Raw genomic sequence first — 14,686 nt, 5'->3', positions numbered from 1 at the left:
TTCTTTCCAACGAGCCTTCCTTGATGACACCCACATCCACGACCGCCGTCATGTTCGAGAACGTCAGCCGCCATTTCGGTGCGGTGCGCGCCGTCGATGGGGTGGATCTCAAGATAGGCCAGGGCGAGTTCTTCGCCATGCTCGGCCCCTCGGGTTCGGGCAAGACGACGTGTCTCCGGCTGATTGCCGGTTTCGAGCAGCCGACCGCAGGTCATATCGAGATATTCGGCGAGACGGCCGAAGGGCTGGCGCCCAACCGGCGCGATGTGAACACCGTGTTTCAGGATTATGCGCTGTTTCCGCATATGACGGTGCTCCAGAACGTGGCCTACGGGTTGATGGTGCGGGGTGTTCCGCGCCTCGAGCGCGAAAAGTGCGCTCGGGAAGCGCTGTCGCTCGTTCGGCTCGAGGGCATGGATCTCAGGCGCCCGGCTCAGCTTTCCGGCGGCCAGAGACAGCGCGTGGCGCTCGCCCGCGCCCTGGTCAACCGACCCAAAGTGCTGCTGCTCGACGAGCCGCTTGGGGCGCTCGACCTCAAGCTGCGCGAGGAGATGCAGGACGAGTTGCGCCGCCTGCACAAGCAACTCGGCCTCACCTTCGTGTTCGTGACCCACGACCAGGGCGAGGCACTGTCCATGGCGGACCGGGTGGCCGTGTTCAACAAGGGCCGCATCGTCCAGATCGGCACGCCCGAGGACATCTACCAGCGACCGACGACGCGCTTCGTGGCCGACTTCGTCGGATCATCCAACGTGCTGACGCCTGACGAGGCGCCCCGCTTTGGCGGCGTCAGCCGCTGGACCAGCCTGCGCCCCGAATCGATCCTGATCGGCGCCGTGGCCGATGCCATGGACGTCCGGCACACAGCCGAGGTGATCGACCAGCAGTTCCAGGGCGCCATGCGCAAGACGCGGCTCAAGATCAACGGGCTTGAAATCTACGCCATGGCCCCGTCATCGCAGGCGTTTGACGTGGGACAAGCGGTCACGGTCGGCTGGGCTCGCAGCGCACTGCATGCCATGGATGGGGAGGGCAACGATGTCTGATCTTGCCCTGCGGCGGCGCGGGCCACTCTCTTCGCTCATCGACGCCGTCTATCGACACCCGCGTCTGTTTCTCGCACTTTTGCTGGCGCCACCGCTGCTGTGGCTCGGCGTCATCTATCTCGGCTCGCTCTTCGCGCTGCTGGCACAGAGCTTCTTCAGTCTGGACGATTTCTCAGGGGTGATCGTTCGCGAGTTCACCCTGTCCACCTGGACGCAGTTGATGGCGCCCGCCAACCTCGATGTCATCATTCGCACGGTGCTGATGTCGGCGCTGGTGACGATCGCCGATGCCATCATGGCTTTCCCGATCGCCTATTACGCCGCCCGCTATGCCCGTGGCCTAATGAAGGCGGCCTTCTATCTGCTGGTGATGATGCCGCTGTGGTCGAGCTATCTGGTCAAGGTCTACGCCTGGAAGCTGATCCTGGCGCGCGAAGGCATCGATACCTGGGTGCTGGACAAGCTCGGCCTCAAGTTTCTCCTCGACTGGTATCTGTCGCTGCCGGTGATCGGCGGTCCGTCGCTCTCGGCCTCCTATACCGGCACCTTCATCGTCTTCTGCTATGTCTGGCTGCCCTACATGATCCTGCCCATACAGGCGGCATTGGAGCGGGTGCCCGGCAACCTGATCGAGGCCAGCGCCGATCTCGGCGCAAGTCCCCGCGACACCTTCCGTCATGTCATCCTGCCGCTTGCCTTTCCGGGCGTGGTGGCGGGCTCGATCTTCACCTTCTCGCTGACGCTCGGCGACTACATCATTCCGCAGATCGTCGGCGGCTCGCAGTATTACCTCGGCCAGGCGGTCTATGCCCAGCAAGGCACGGCCGGCAACATACCGCTCGCGGCTGCCTTCTCGGTGGTGCCGATCCTGATCATGGGCGTCTACCTGACGTTTGCCCGCAAGCTGGGGGCATTCGATGCGCTCTGACCGCTCCTCGCTGCTGCTCAAGCTCTCCGCCATCGGCGGCCTCATTTTCCTGCACTGGCCCCTCGCCATCATCGTGGTCTATGCCTTCACCACGGAGGACAAGAGTTATCAGTTCCCGCCGCCGGGCCTGACGCTACGCTGGTTCGCGGTGGCCTGGGGACGGTCCGATATCTGGGCTGCCCTGTCCTTGTCGTTCAATGTGGCGCTGGTGGCGACCGGATTGGCTCTGGTGCTCGGCACGCTCGCCGCCGCAGCCTTGTCGCGCGCTCGGTTCTGGGGGCGCGACAACGTCTCGCTGCTGTTGATCCTGCCGATCGCCCTGCCCGGCATCATCACCGGCATTGCCCTGCGATCGGCCTTCAACCTGATGGACATACCCTTCTCGGTGTTCACCATCGTACTGGGGCACGCCACCTTCTGCATCGTCGTCGTCTACAACAACGCGGTCGCCCGTTTCCGCCGCCTGTCACCGTCGCTGGTCGAGGCGTCGTTCGACTTGGGCGCCGATGCTTTCCAGACCTTTCGCTACGTTGTGTTGCCCAATATCGGCACGGCGCTGCTGGCCGGCGGCATGCTCGCCTTTGCCTTGTCCTTCGACGAGGTGATCGTCACCACCTTCACCGCCGGTCAGCAGACGACACTGCCGATCTGGATGCTCAACGAACTGGTCCGTCCGCGCGAACGCCCCGTAACCAACGTGGTCGCCGTGCTGGTGATGGTCGTGACCTTCTTCCCCATTCTCGCCGCCTACTGGCTGACCCGCGAGGGTGAGCATGTTGCCGGCGGCTCGCGCTGACATCAGACAGACAAGACCCAGACGGAGCCCAAAATGACTGTCGTCCTGCCTTCCAAGATGCTGATCGGATCGGAGTTCGTCGCCGGAACGGAGACGGTTGAGAATGTGCTCAATCCGCGAACTGGCGAGACGCTGATTGCCATGCCCGAAGCCTCCATCGATCAGGTGGAGGCCGCCGTTGCGGCCGCGTCCGAAGCCTTCGCGAGCTATGGCCGGTTGACGCCTGCTGCCCGTTCGGCCCTGTTGCTGCAGCTTGCAAGCCGCATCGAGGCGGAGGCGCAGACCTTCGCCCGCCTCGAAGCCCTGCAATGCGGCAAGCCCTATCACGCCGTGCTGCGCGATGAGATTCCCGCCGTTATCGATTGTCTCAGATTCTTTGCCGGTGCCGCGCGCGTTGTGCCGGCGATGGCCGCCGGCGAGTATATCGAAGGCTTCACGTCGATGGTTCGCCGCGATCCCATCGGGGTCTGCGGCCAGATTGCGCCATGGAACTATCCGCTGATGATGGCGGCCTGGAAGATCGCGCCGGCGCTTGCCGCGGGCAACACGGTGGTGTTGAAGCCCTCCGAACAGACACCGCTCACCACGCTGAAGCTGGCCGAAGCGGCCGCGGACATTTATCCGCCCGGCGTCGTCAACGTCATCGTCGGCCGTGGCGAGAGTGTAGGCAGCCCGCTGATCAACCACCCGCATGTGTCCATGGTCTCGCTGACAGGCGATATCGCCACCGGTAAGAAAGTGCTGCAGGCGGCCTCCAAGACCGTCAAGCGCACGCATCTCGAACTCGGCGGCAAGGCGCCGGTCATCGTCTATGACGACGCCGATATTGCATCGGTGGTCGAGGGGCTGCGCACCTTTGGCTACTACAATGCCGGCCAGGATTGCACCGCAGCCTGCCGTGTCTATGCGGGCTCGAAGATCTACGACAAGCTGGTGGCCGAACTCGCCTCCGCGGTCTCCACCATCAAGTTCAATGAAACCGACGATAGCGACAATGAGATCGGCCCGCTGATCTCGGCGCGCCAGCGGGCACGCGTTGCCAGCTTCGTCGAGCGCGCCATGGAGCAGAAGCATATCGAGATCGCCACCGGCGGCACGGCCGTCGATGGTCCCGGCTTCTTCTACCAGCCGACAGTGGTCGCCGGTGCCCTGCAGAGCGACGAGATCGTTCGCCGGGAGGTGTTCGGGCCGGTGGTCTCCGTCACCCGCTTCACCGACGAGGATGACGTGATCGGCTGGGCCAACGACAGCGACTACGGCCTGGCGTCATCAGTCTGGAGCAAGGATGTCTCGAAGGCCATGAATGCTGCCGCACGGCTGCAATATGGCGCAAGCTGGATCAACTGCCATTTCATGCTGGCGAGCGAGATGCCGCATGGTGGCATGAAGCAGTCGGGCTATGGCAAGGACATGTCGGTCTATTCGCTGGAGGACTATTCGGTGGTCCGCCACGTCATGGTCAAGCTCTGAGAGGAGACGACATAGGGATGAGACGGGGCCGCGCGGGGAGAGTTGCGGGGCCCCTGTCCTGAGGGTCGCAACGACTCCTATCAGATCATTTCCAACGATGTCGCTCGCCTGGGCGGCGGAAACAGCTTGTCGAGGGCGGCACGCAGCTCGTCGGTGATGACGATATCGAGGGCGCCGACGTTGTCCTCGACATGGGCGGCCCGACCGGCTTTGGGGATGGCGATCATGCCGTCGCGGTCGAGCACGAAGGCGAGCGCCAGTTGGGCGACACTCACGCCATGCTCGGCGGCCAGCGCCGCGAGGCGCCGATCGTTCAGAAGCTTGGCCTGTTCCACCGGCGAATAGGCCATGACCGGCACGCCGCGCTGCTGCATCCAGGGCAGGAGATCCCACTCGATGCCGCGCCGTGACAGATTGTAGAGCACCTGATTGACGGCCACTCCGCCACCATCCGGCACGCCGACGAGCTCTTTCATGTCGGTCACGTCGAGATTGGAGACGCCCCAGTGGCGGATCTTGCCGGCCGCTTTCAGCGTCTCGAAGGCCGCCACCGTCTCCGCAAGCGGATATTTTCCGCGCCAATGCAGCAGGTAGAGGTCGAGCCGGTCGGTGCCGAGGCGCTTCAGCGAACGCTCGCAGGCGGCCACCGTCCCCGTTTTCGATGCGTTGTGCGGGTAGACCTTGGACACCAGGAACACCTCGTCGCGCCGGCCGGCGATCGCCTCGCCGACCAGTTGCTCGGACGCCCCTTCACCATACATTTCCGCCGTGTCGATCAGAGTCATGCCGAGATCCAGTCCCCGGCGCAGCGCGGCGATCTCATCCGCACGCTTGCGCGGATCATCGCCGATCATCCAGGTTCCGAGGCCCAGCGCCGGCACGGTTTCGCCAGTTGGCAAGCGAACGGTCTTCATCGGCATCTCCCTCAACTCCGATGGACTATAGCAGCCGACGGCCATCGATGGGCGATTGCTGTTCGTTTTCGCGTCGAGTGCGTGACGAGCCCGGCGGGAATCCTTTATCCTGCGGCAACTTCTGCGCCATCAGGCGCTCGATGGATCAAGGGAAAGGACATCTCATGCGGCTTCTCGTGGTCGGCGCCGGCGCCACCGGCGGCTATTTCGGCGGACGGCTGGCGGCCGCCGGCCGCGACGTCACCTTCCTCATCCGCCCCAAGCGGGCGGCGGAGATCGCCAAGAACGGCTTCGTCATCGTCGACCCCAAGGGGGAGACCCGGATCGAGGCGAAGATCGTCACCGCCGACATGCTGAAAGGCTCCTACGATCTCATATTGATGAGTGTGAAAGCCTACTCACTCGCGGCGGCGATGGACGACATTGCCCCGGTGGTCGGGCCGAACACGCTGATCCTGCCGGTGCTGAACGGCCTCAAGCATTTCGACGTGCTGGCCGAGCGTTTCGGCGCCGAACGGGTGATCGGCAGCTTCTGCAAGATCAACGCCCGGCTCGACGACCACGGCCGGATCATCCAGATGTCGCCGCTGCACGACCTGATCTATGGCGAGTATGACGGCAGCCGCAGTGCGCGCATCGACGCCATCGACGCTTTCTTCAAGGACGCCGGCTTCGACGCCAGGCTGTCCGATGACATCGGCCGCGAGCTTTGGGAGAAATGGGTGCTGCTCGCCAGCCTCGGCGCCGCCACCTGCCTGATGCGCGGCACCATTGGCGACATCGTCGCCCGGCCGGGCGGCCGCTCCTTCATCGAGGCGTTGCTCGCCGAGGTGACGGCCGTTGCCACCGCCCACGGCAAGGCGCCCGATCCGGCCTATCTCGAAGCGACGCGCCAGTTGCTCACCGCGCAGGGCTCGCCGATGACCGCCTCGATGTATCGTGACCTCATCAAGGGCCTGCCGGTCGAGAATGACGAGATCATCGATGATCTGCTGGCACGCGCGGCTTCGGTCGGCGTGAAGACGCCCTATTTCCATCTGGCGGCGATTCATCTCGGCGTCTACGCGGCGCGGCGGCGGGAAGAGTAGGAATGACGTCATCCTGAACGTTTCCGGTGCTCCGGACGACCGACAAGCGAAGTCCGCCTTCCGAGGCGGATGACGGCTGCATTTTTTCCATCTCTTCCGCCAAACGCGTGGAAACGCCGGCGGCTCGCAAGCGCGCGCCACCGGTAGAATTCCTAAGTCTGGGCAAATCCGAAACGTTACGCTTCTGCCTTGCGCGCAACTGTGCTAAGAGGTGCGCCGAACGCTGGCCGGATACCGCCGGAGAGGACGCGTTCGCCTCGATTTTCTGCCCGCTGAGGCGGGACCATAGCATCGACAAGCAGGATGCCGCCATGAAGTATGGTTATTTCGACGACAAGGCCCGCGAGTATGTGATCACGCGGCCGGACACGCCGCTGCCGTGGATCAACTACATCGGCTGCCAGGGCTATTTCGGCATCCTGTCCGCCACCGGTGGCGGCTATTCCTACTATCGCGACGCCCGCCTGCGCCGACTGACCCGTGGCCGCTACAACAACGTGCCGGCCGACTTCGGCGGCCGCTATGTCTATGTCCGCGACAACGCCAGCGGCGACTACTGGTCGCCCTCCTGGATGCCGACCCAGTCGCACCTCGAAGACTATAGCTGCCGGCACGGCATGGGCTATTCCACCATCTCGGCCAAGCGTTCGGGCATCCGCACCGCCACCCGCTATTTCGTGCCGCTCGACGAGACGCTGGAGATCTGGCAGACGACGGTCACCAACGAGCGCCTGACGCCGGCCGATATTTCGATCTTCTCGTCTGTTGAATTCTGCCTCTGGGAAGCCAACGACGACGCCACCAACTACCAGCGCAACCTCTCCACCGGCCAGGTCGAGGTCGAGGACGAGGTCATCTATCACAAGACCGAGTATCGCGAGCGTCGCAACCACTTCGCCTGGTTCTCCTGCTCGGAGCCGCTCGCCGGCTTCGACACCCAGCGCGAGAGCTTCCTCGGTCCGTGGCGCGGCTGGAACCGCCCGGTCGCCGTCGAGGAAGGCAAGTCGCGCAACTCCATCGCCTACGGCTGGTCGCCGATGGGCTCGCATCACGTGAAGCTGACGCTCGCGCCGGGCGAGAGCCGTCAGATCATCTACGTGCTGGGCTACCACGAGAATCCGAACGAGCAGAAGTTCGACCCGCCGGGTTCGCAGACCATCAACAAGGCGACCGTCAAGCCGATCATCGCCAAGTATCGCAACGTGAAGAACGTCGAGGCGGCTTTCTCGGCGCTCGGCAAGCACTGGGACGATCTGCTCGGCGTCTATCAGGTCGCCTCGCCGGACGAGCATGCCAACCGCATGGTCAACATCTGGAACGCCTACCAGTGCATGGCCACCTTCAACATGTCGCGCTCGGCCTCGTCGTTCGAGACCGGCATCGGCCGCGGCCTTGGCTTCCGCGATTCCAACCAGGACCTTCTGGGCTTCGTGCACATGGTGCCGTCGCGGGCGCGCGAGCGCATTCTCGACCTCGCGGCGACCCAGCTGTCGAGCGGTGGCGCCTACCACCAGTACCAGCCGCTGACCAAGAAGGGTAACAACGACATCGGTGGCGACTTCAACGACGATCCGCACTGGCTGATCATCGGCGTTGCCGCCTATCTCAAGGAAACCGGTGACTTCTCAATCCTCGACGAGCCCGTGGTGTTCGACAACCAGCCGGGTACCGAGGCGCCGCTCTACGAACATCTCCGTCGCTCGATCCAGTATGCGCTCGACCGGCTCGGCCCGCATGGGCTGCCGCTGATCGGCCGCGCCGACTGGAACGACTGCCTCAACCTCAACTGCTTCTCAGACACGCCCGGCCAGTCGTTCCAGACGACCACCAGCAAGGACGGCAAGGTGGCGGAGTCGGTGTTCATCGGCGCGCTGATGGTGCTGTCGGCCCGCGAGCTGTCGGCCCTGGCGGCTCAGGTCGGCAAGGCTGACGATGCCAGCTTCTACGCCGACGTCGCCAAAAAGATGGACGAGACCGTGCGCACCCATGGCTGGGACGGCGAGTGGTTCGTCCGCGCCTATGACGATTACGGCCGCAAGATCGGCTCGAAGGAGAACGAGGAAGGCAAGATCTTCATCGAATCCCAGGGCTTTGCGGCGCTCGCCGGCATTGGCGTCGACGATGGCAAGGCCCGCTCGGCACTCGACGCGGTGCGCAAGCATCTCGCCACGCCGCACGGCATCGTGCTGCAGCAACCGGCCTATAGCCGCTACTACATCGAGTATGGCGAGATCTCGACCTACCCGCCTGGCTACAAGGAAAATGCCGGCATCTTCTGCCACAACAATCCCTGGGTGATCATCGGCGAAGTGGTGCTGGGCAACGGCGACGCGGCCTTCGACTACTACAGCCGCATCTCGCCGTCGGTGCGCGAGGGCATTTCGGACGTCCATCGTCTTGAGCCCTATGTCTACGCCCAGATGATCGCCGGCCGCGACGCGCCGACCCATGGCGAGGCCAAGAACTCCTGGCTGACCGGCACGGCCGCCTGGAACTACTACGCCATCACCCAGTGGATCCTCGGCATTCGTCCCGAGTACACCGGCCTCAGGATTGCGCCAGTGGTGCCGGAGCGCTGGACCGGCTTCACGGCGAGCCGCACCTTCCGTGGCGTCACCTACGACATCTCGGTGAAGCGGAATGGCGCCGGCAACAAGGTGTCGCTCACCGTCGACGGCAAGCCTGTCGAGGGCGACATCGTGGCGCCGCCGGCCAAGGGCGTGAAGACGGTCAAGGTGGAAGCCATTCTGGGCTGATCGTCGGCACTGACAAACAAACGCAGGAAGGGCGCCCTCGGTGGCGCCCTTTTTGTTTGGCGGCGCCGACCATCAGTACCAAGCGCCGTTGAGAGAATAGAGAAGAACGATTTCAACTGACTGAACTACACCCATCGAAACAAAAAGACAGGACAGGTATACGTAAAATTACCTCTTTGGGCGGGTGGCCGGTTATATTCCTGAACCGTTATTCTTTGTTTACGACTACCCCGCCATGTTTGCGCAACTATAGCCTTGTGCACCGAGGTGCAGCTCATGAAGCCGCGCATTCAGCCGACCTCCGAAGAAATCACCTTTCTGCCCGACGAAATTATTGTTTCCAAAACCGACCTCAAGGGACGAATTACTTACGCCAACTCCACTTTCTCTCGCATCTGCGGCTACAGCCGCGCCGAGCTCATGAACGCGCCGCACTCGATCATTCGCCACCCCGACATGCCGCGCTGCGTCTTCAAGCTGCTCTGGGATCAGCTCGCCGAGGAGCGGGAAGTCTTCGCCTATGTGAAGAACATGGCCCGTACTGGCGCCTTCTATTGGGTGTTCGCCCATGTCACGCCGTCGTTCGGCAGTGACGGCAAGGTTACCGGCTATCATTCCAGCCGGCGCGTGCCGGATCGGCGCATCGTTCGCGAGGTGATCGAGCCGCTCTATGGCGAGCTGCTCAGAACCGAAGCGGCACACGCCAGCCCCAAGGACGGGCTCGTTGCCTCCTTCGCCCAGCTCATGAACATCGTGAAATCGAAAGCCGCCAGCTATGACGAACTCATCTTCTCGCTTTGAGGCGTTCGCCCCGGGCCTGGCGGTCATCCTGCTGCTTGCCGGCGCTGCCGGCGCCGTAATGGCCGACATGCCGACCGTCGCGCTTTGCCTGATCGCCGCCGCGGCGGCCGGTACCGCTGTGGTTCTTGTGCTTGCCTTGCGCCTCTCCGCCGCTGTCAGACGGTCTATCCAGGTGGCCCGCGCCCTTGGAGAGGGCGATTTTGAGGTTCGTGATCTCGCATTCGACCAGTGGGGGCAGGCCGGCGAGCTCACGGAAGCCATCAACGACATGGCCGACCACATTGATGCCTTTGTGCGCGAAGCCAGCGCCGCCATGGAGGCGGTTCGCCTCAACCGCTACTACCGCCGCATCCTGCCCAACGGCATGAAAGGCGCCCTGCTCCGCGCCTCCACCACCATCAACGAAGCCACCGACGTGATCCAGGAACGCGTCGAAGCCTTCGAGATATCGACCGACGAGTTTGGCGCCACCATCAACTCGATCGTCGAAAGCCTCGTCGACGCTTCGCGCGACATGGGAGGAGCGGCGACGCGCCTCGGTGAGGGGGCGAGTTCGACCGACCAGCGCGCCAGCGACGCGGCGTCCAGCTCGAGCATGGCCTCCGGCGACGTGCAGCGGGTCGCTCAGGCGGCGGCGCAGCTCACCGGTTCTGCCCGCGAGGTCGGCCGGGAGGTCGAGCGGTCCGCGGCCATTGCCCGCGAAGCCGTCAGCCGCGCCGACGAAACCCAGCGCATCGTCGCCGGCCTGTCCGAGGCTGCCGAGAAGATCGGCGCCGTAATCGGCATGATCGAACAGGTCGCCGGCCAGACCAACCTCCTGGCGTTGAACGCCACCATCGAAGCGGCACGCGCCGGCGAGGCGGGCAAGGGATTTGCGGTCGTCGCCCAGGAGGTGAAGGCACTGGCCTCGCAGACCGCCGCCGCCACCGGCGAGATCACACGTCACATTTCCGAGGTGCAGGCGGCCACCCGCGCAGCGGTGGGCAGTATCGCCGGTATCGGCGGCACCATCGCCGAGATCAACGCCATCACGGCGGACATGCGCGGCTCGATCGAAGCGCAGATCGCCGCCACGACAGAGATCGCCCAGGGCGTCGGCAACGCCTCCGAAGGAACCAGGCAGGTCTCCGACCGTATCGCAGGCATCACCGGCATCGCTCGCGAAACCTCCGCGTTGGCGCAAGGCCTGTTCTCGACCTCCGGCGCGTTGTCGGCCGAAGGAGACCGGCTGGCGGTCACGGTCCGCGAGTTCCTGGTCAGACTGCGGCGGGGACCGCTGGATCGCCGTCAGGCAGCCGAGCGCGTACCGGGTGGCCATGCCGTCACCATCGCCTCGGCGCGGGGTTCGTTTCAGGCGACCTGCGTCGACATTTCCATGACCGGCGGCCGGTTCGGCGGCCAGTTGCCCGACCTCAGGATCGGTGACGACGTGCATATCACCGGTGAAGCGGACATCGACGTACCGGCCACGATCCGTTGGATCCGTGACGGCAATATCGGCGTCGAGTTCCGGCAAGCCGAGATGACGCCGGCCGCATCGAACCGTCTACGCCGTCTGGTCAGCAAAGGGCGGGCGATGACGGCCGCCGCCTGAAGCAACCCACGGCAGAGGGCGCCGGTCATCGCCGGCGCCGTGTTTCTTCACGCCCGCTCAAGCCGGAGATGGGCGATCTGGTCGAAGCGACCGACCTCCACGAGCTTCAGCGTCTTCTGCCGGGCGACGTCGGAATACAGCGGAATGCCACCGCCGAGGATGATCGGGACGATGAACTGATCGAGCCGGTCGAGCGCGTCGCGATCGATGAAAGCCTGTTGCAGCCGACCGCCGCCGACAATCCAGACATCCTGCTTGGCGTCCTTGCGGAGATGGTCAATCAAGGCATCGACACCAGCTGTCCAGGTTTCGGCATCGTCAGGCAGATCGGCGATTTCCCTGGAGGTGACGACAATCAGGCGCTTTCCGGCGTAGGGCCATGACGGCATGGCTCGCCGGCAGACTTCGTAAGTCATGCGCCCCATCACCAACGTGCCGATACCGGCGTAGAACTCCTCGTAGCCGGCATCCTCGGCGGGATAGGGATCGAGAAAGGCGAAGCTGTGGTCGGGAGCGGCGATGTAGCCGTCGAGCGTCGAGGCGATGTATCCGCAGATCATGGCAAGGCTCCGGTTTTGGGGGCCGGATCATAGCGGCGGCGGCACCGGATCCCGTCAGCAGTCTACGCCGGTCAGCGTCGGTCGCCGATGAAGTCGCGGTGACGCTGCAAGCGGCTTTCCAGCCCGCGGACGGCGAGCGACAGCGACACGGTCATCAAGAGATAGACATAGGCGACGACGTTGTAGGTCTCGAAGAACAGGAAGGTGCCCGACGAATAGACCTTGCCGAGCTGCGTCACGTCCTGCACGCCCAGTACCGAAACCAGCGAGGAGTCCTTGATCATCGCCACGAAGTCGTTGCCGAGCGGCGGCAGCACCGTGCGGAAGGCCTGGGGCAGGATGATCAGGCGGAAGACCTTGAAACGGGTGAGACCGAGCGCCTTGGCCGCCTCGATCTGTCCGCGATCCACCGATTGCAGGCCGGCGCGGAAGATTTCCGACAGAAAGGCCGAATAGGAGATGACCAGCGCCACGACGGCCCGCCACAGGAGATCGAAGTCGCGAACGCTGGCCGGCTCGATGAGCCCGGTGGCCTGCAGCGGCGCGGTGACGAGGTTCCAGAGAGCGACCAGGGCCGGCGCCGCGACGAAGGCCATGTAAAACAGCAGCACCAGCACCGGCACGCCGCGGATGATCTCGACGTAAAAGGTAGCCGCCTCGCGCAGGAAGCGGTGTTTCGACAGGCTGGCCGAGGCGATGCCGAGGCCGATCAGGCAGGCGAGAACATAGGCGATGACCGTCACGAAGACCGTCACCCAGATGCCGGTCGCCACGGCGCTGAAGATGACGCGATAGCTCTCGTCGGAACCGATGACGAGGCCGAAGGCGATCGCAAGGAGGATCGCCGCGATCAGCCATAAAGGCAGCTCGCGGCGACGGGGCTCTGTCGGGGTCAAGGCCGGCTCAGTTCTGGCTCTTGTAGTCGTAGAGCCACTTCTTGTTGAGCGCGTCGAACGTGCCGTCCGCTTTCATCGAGGCGATGGCGGCGTTGATCGGGGCGGTAAGGTCGGATCCCTTCTTCAGGATAAAGCCGAACTCTTCGCGGCCGAGCGGACCGCCGACGATCTTGAAGGCACCCGGCTGAGCGCCGATGTAGCCGTCGGCCGACGTGCGGTCCATCAGCACGGTGTCGACGTCGCCGGCCTTCAACGCCTGAACCGAGGCACCAAAGGTCTCGAACAGCTTGACGCGCGGGTTCTTCTCGTCGCCGTCGAGCACATTGTAGATGGCGACATAGAAGTTGGTGGTGCCGGGCTGTGCGCCGACCAGACCATCCTTAAGAGCCGCGAAAGACGGGCCGTCGGTGAAACGTTTCTCATCGGCACGCACCAACATGAACTGCTCGGAGATCATGTAGGGATCGGAGAAGTCGACCTGCTGCTTGCGCTCGTCGTTGATGGTGATGCCATCCATGCCGACGTCGAACTGGCCATCGCGGATGGCCTGGATCATGGCGTCCCAGGAGGTCAGCTTCCACTCGACCTTGGCGTTGAGACGCTTGGCGATCTCGTTGAAGGCGTCATATTCCCAGCCGATGCCCTCGCCCGTCTTCGGGTCGGCAAAGTTGAGAGGAACGTAGGCGTTCTCCGTGACCGCGACGATGGTACGCCCCTTGAGATCGGGAAGCTCGGCGGCACCTGCCCCTGAAAGAAAAGCGGACAACACAACGGCGGCGGCAGCCGCCACCTTCGCAACACCTTGCATGAAAGGATCCTCCGTCGCTGAGGTAGCCGGAACGAGATCCCTCCGTTGCCGGCGCGTGACGGCCACTATTGGCTTTTTCGCGCAAGGCTGGCAAGGGGTTAGTTACCCTCACCCCGGCCGGACCGAAAAGTTCGATCCGTCAGTCCCGCGTCACCGGCAGGCCATGCATCCGCCAGGCACTGATGCCGCCGCCCATGTGACCCTCAACAGCCCGCCCAGCCGATTGGCACCAGGCGAGCGCCTGTCCCGACCGACCGCCGGAGAGACAATAGAAGATCACCGGCTTGTCGTCCGGCAAGTCGCCAGCCCAGGTGGCCATTTCCGACAGCGGCCGATGAACGGCGCCCGGAATGTGGCCATCGTTCCATTCATGGACCTCGCGCACGTCGATGAGGTGAATGGCCTCCCGATCGAGCAGGTCCTTGACCTCATCCGGCGGCAGGGTCTTGAGGGGATTGCGGGAAAAGAACGAGACCATGACGACCTCCGATCAAATGCGTTATCTGTATTATTAAATCATAATATTCTAATGTTTAACATCCGTCAATGGAACCGCCGGCCCCACTCAATGGGCGAGCGACCAGTGGCCGTCAACTGCCCCTCTGGGCCGTGGGGGCACAATAGAGTTCGTAAAGCAGGCCGATCAGCCGCCGCGCGTTGTCGGATGCGAGACGATAATAGATGGTCTGCGCTTCGCGGCGCGTTGCGACGATGCCGAGGTCGCGCAGGCGAGCGAGATGTTGCGACAGTGCCGACTGACCAAGCCCGACGGCTTCGGCAAGCGCGCCGACCGACATCTCGTTGTCGACGAGGCGGCACAGAACCATCAACCGCTTGGTCTGTCCGAGGGCCGACAGCAGGCGGGCCGCTTCTTCGGCCCGCGACTCCATGGCGTCGACCGGATTGGCGAACGGTTCGCAAAGGCTGGTTTCGACCGAGGACATGCTGGGAACCTCTCGTGTGTTATTAAACTCATAATATTCAAATATACGCAATCTGGCAAATCCAATCCTTCGGACTTCAGGCATT

14 protein-coding genes are annotated in these 14,686 nt (G+C 63.8%); 8 read left to right on the top strand and 6 right to left on the bottom strand.

All coding sequences use genetic code 11. The annotated features are described in order from the left end of the window. Positions 1-23: 23 nt before the first annotated feature. From CXZ10_RS12345 to CXZ10_RS12330, 4 genes are read left to right on the top strand one after another with little or no spacing between them, the layout of a single operon-like run. Positions 24-1,046 carry an ABC transporter ATP-binding protein gene (locus CXZ10_RS12345; RefSeq protein WP_101289649.1) on the top strand — a complete coding sequence of 341 codons (1,023 nt, stop codon included), beginning with the start codon at positions 24-26 and terminating at the stop codon, positions 1,044-1,046. Beyond that, positions 1,039-1,974, top strand: coding sequence for an ABC transporter permease (locus tag CXZ10_RS12340; protein WP_244617148.1), 936 nt, complete (start codon positions 1,039-1,041; stop codon positions 1,972-1,974). Before CXZ10_RS12345 ends, CXZ10_RS12340 begins: the two co-directional genes overlap by 8 nt. Then, positions 1,964-2,770, top strand: a complete 807-nt coding sequence (locus CXZ10_RS12335; protein ID WP_101289647.1) for an ABC transporter permease — start codon at positions 1,964-1,966, stop codon at positions 2,768-2,770. Before CXZ10_RS12340 ends, CXZ10_RS12335 begins: the two co-directional genes overlap by 11 nt. A 33-nt stretch (positions 2,771-2,803) precedes the next feature. Further along, positions 2,804-4,240, top strand: a complete 1,437-nt coding sequence (locus tag CXZ10_RS12330; protein ID WP_101289646.1) for a gamma-aminobutyraldehyde dehydrogenase — start codon at positions 2,804-2,806, stop codon at positions 4,238-4,240. 80 nt (positions 4,241-4,320) lie between these two features. On the opposite strand, the gene CXZ10_RS12325 is transcribed toward CXZ10_RS12330, so the two are convergent. Continuing rightward, complete coding sequence (locus tag CXZ10_RS12325) at positions 4,321-5,169, bottom strand: aldo/keto reductase (protein WP_425298927.1); 849 nt, start codon at positions 5,167-5,169, stop codon at positions 4,321-4,323. A gap of 149 nt (positions 5,170-5,318) precedes the next feature. On the opposite strand from CXZ10_RS12325, the gene panE reads away from it, so the two are divergent. The 4 genes from panE to CXZ10_RS12305 all read left to right on the top strand — a co-directional run bounded on the left by panE (position 5,319) and on the right by CXZ10_RS12305 (position 11,393). Further along, positions 5,319-6,242 (top strand): 2-dehydropantoate 2-reductase, encoded by a 924-nt coding sequence (gene panE / locus CXZ10_RS12320; protein WP_101289644.1) that lies wholly within the window; start codon positions 5,319-5,321, stop codon positions 6,240-6,242. Positions 6,243-6,553: 311 nt separating this feature from the next. Beyond that, entirely contained in the window at positions 6,554-8,998 is a 2,445-nt protein-coding gene (locus CXZ10_RS12315; RefSeq protein WP_101289643.1) for a glycoside hydrolase family 94 protein, read from the top strand. 276 nt (positions 8,999-9,274) lie between these two features. Beyond that, positions 9,275-9,799 carry a PAS domain-containing protein gene (locus CXZ10_RS12310; protein ID WP_101289642.1) on the top strand — a complete coding sequence of 175 codons (525 nt, stop codon included), beginning with the start codon at positions 9,275-9,277 and terminating at the stop codon, positions 9,797-9,799. Beyond that, positions 9,774-11,393 carry a methyl-accepting chemotaxis protein gene (locus CXZ10_RS12305; protein ID WP_101289641.1) on the top strand — a complete coding sequence of 540 codons (1,620 nt, stop codon included), beginning with the start codon at positions 9,774-9,776 and terminating at the stop codon, positions 11,391-11,393. The genes CXZ10_RS12310 and CXZ10_RS12305 overlap by 26 nt, the downstream gene beginning before the upstream one ends. Positions 11,394-11,440: 47 nt before the next feature. Here CXZ10_RS12305 and CXZ10_RS12300 read toward each other — a convergent pair whose 3' ends face one another. From CXZ10_RS12300 to CXZ10_RS12280, 5 genes are all read right to left on the bottom strand, one after another. Then, positions 11,441-11,953: a dihydrofolate reductase family protein gene (locus CXZ10_RS12300; protein WP_101289640.1), complete on the bottom strand. Its 513-nt coding sequence runs from the start codon at positions 11,951-11,953 to the stop codon at positions 11,441-11,443. Positions 11,954-12,024: 71 nt separating this feature from the next. Continuing rightward, entirely contained in the window at positions 12,025-12,849 is an 825-nt protein-coding gene (locus tag CXZ10_RS12295) for an amino acid ABC transporter permease (protein WP_101289639.1), read from the bottom strand. 7 nt (positions 12,850-12,856) lie between these two features. Next, positions 12,857-13,657, bottom strand: coding sequence for a transporter substrate-binding domain-containing protein (locus CXZ10_RS12290; RefSeq protein WP_101289638.1), 801 nt, complete (start codon positions 13,655-13,657; stop codon positions 12,857-12,859). Between the two features lie 139 nt (positions 13,658-13,796). Next, positions 13,797-14,135, bottom strand: coding sequence for a rhodanese-like domain-containing protein (locus CXZ10_RS12285; protein WP_101289637.1), 339 nt, complete (start codon positions 14,133-14,135; stop codon positions 13,797-13,799). A gap of 112 nt (positions 14,136-14,247) precedes the next feature. Next, positions 14,248-14,601: an ArsR/SmtB family transcription factor gene (locus CXZ10_RS12280; RefSeq protein ID WP_210199914.1), complete on the bottom strand. Its 354-nt coding sequence runs from the start codon at positions 14,599-14,601 to the stop codon at positions 14,248-14,250. Between the last annotated feature and the right edge of the window lie 85 nt (positions 14,602-14,686).

It is taken from the genome of Pleomorphomonas diazotrophica (genome assembly GCF_002844595.1).
Classification (GTDB): Bacteria; Pseudomonadota; Alphaproteobacteria; order Rhizobiales; family Pleomorphomonadaceae; genus Pleomorphomonas; species Pleomorphomonas diazotrophica.
The sequence above is the reverse complement of the archived record's forward strand: the minus strand, read 5'-3'. Positions and strand labels throughout refer to the sequence as shown.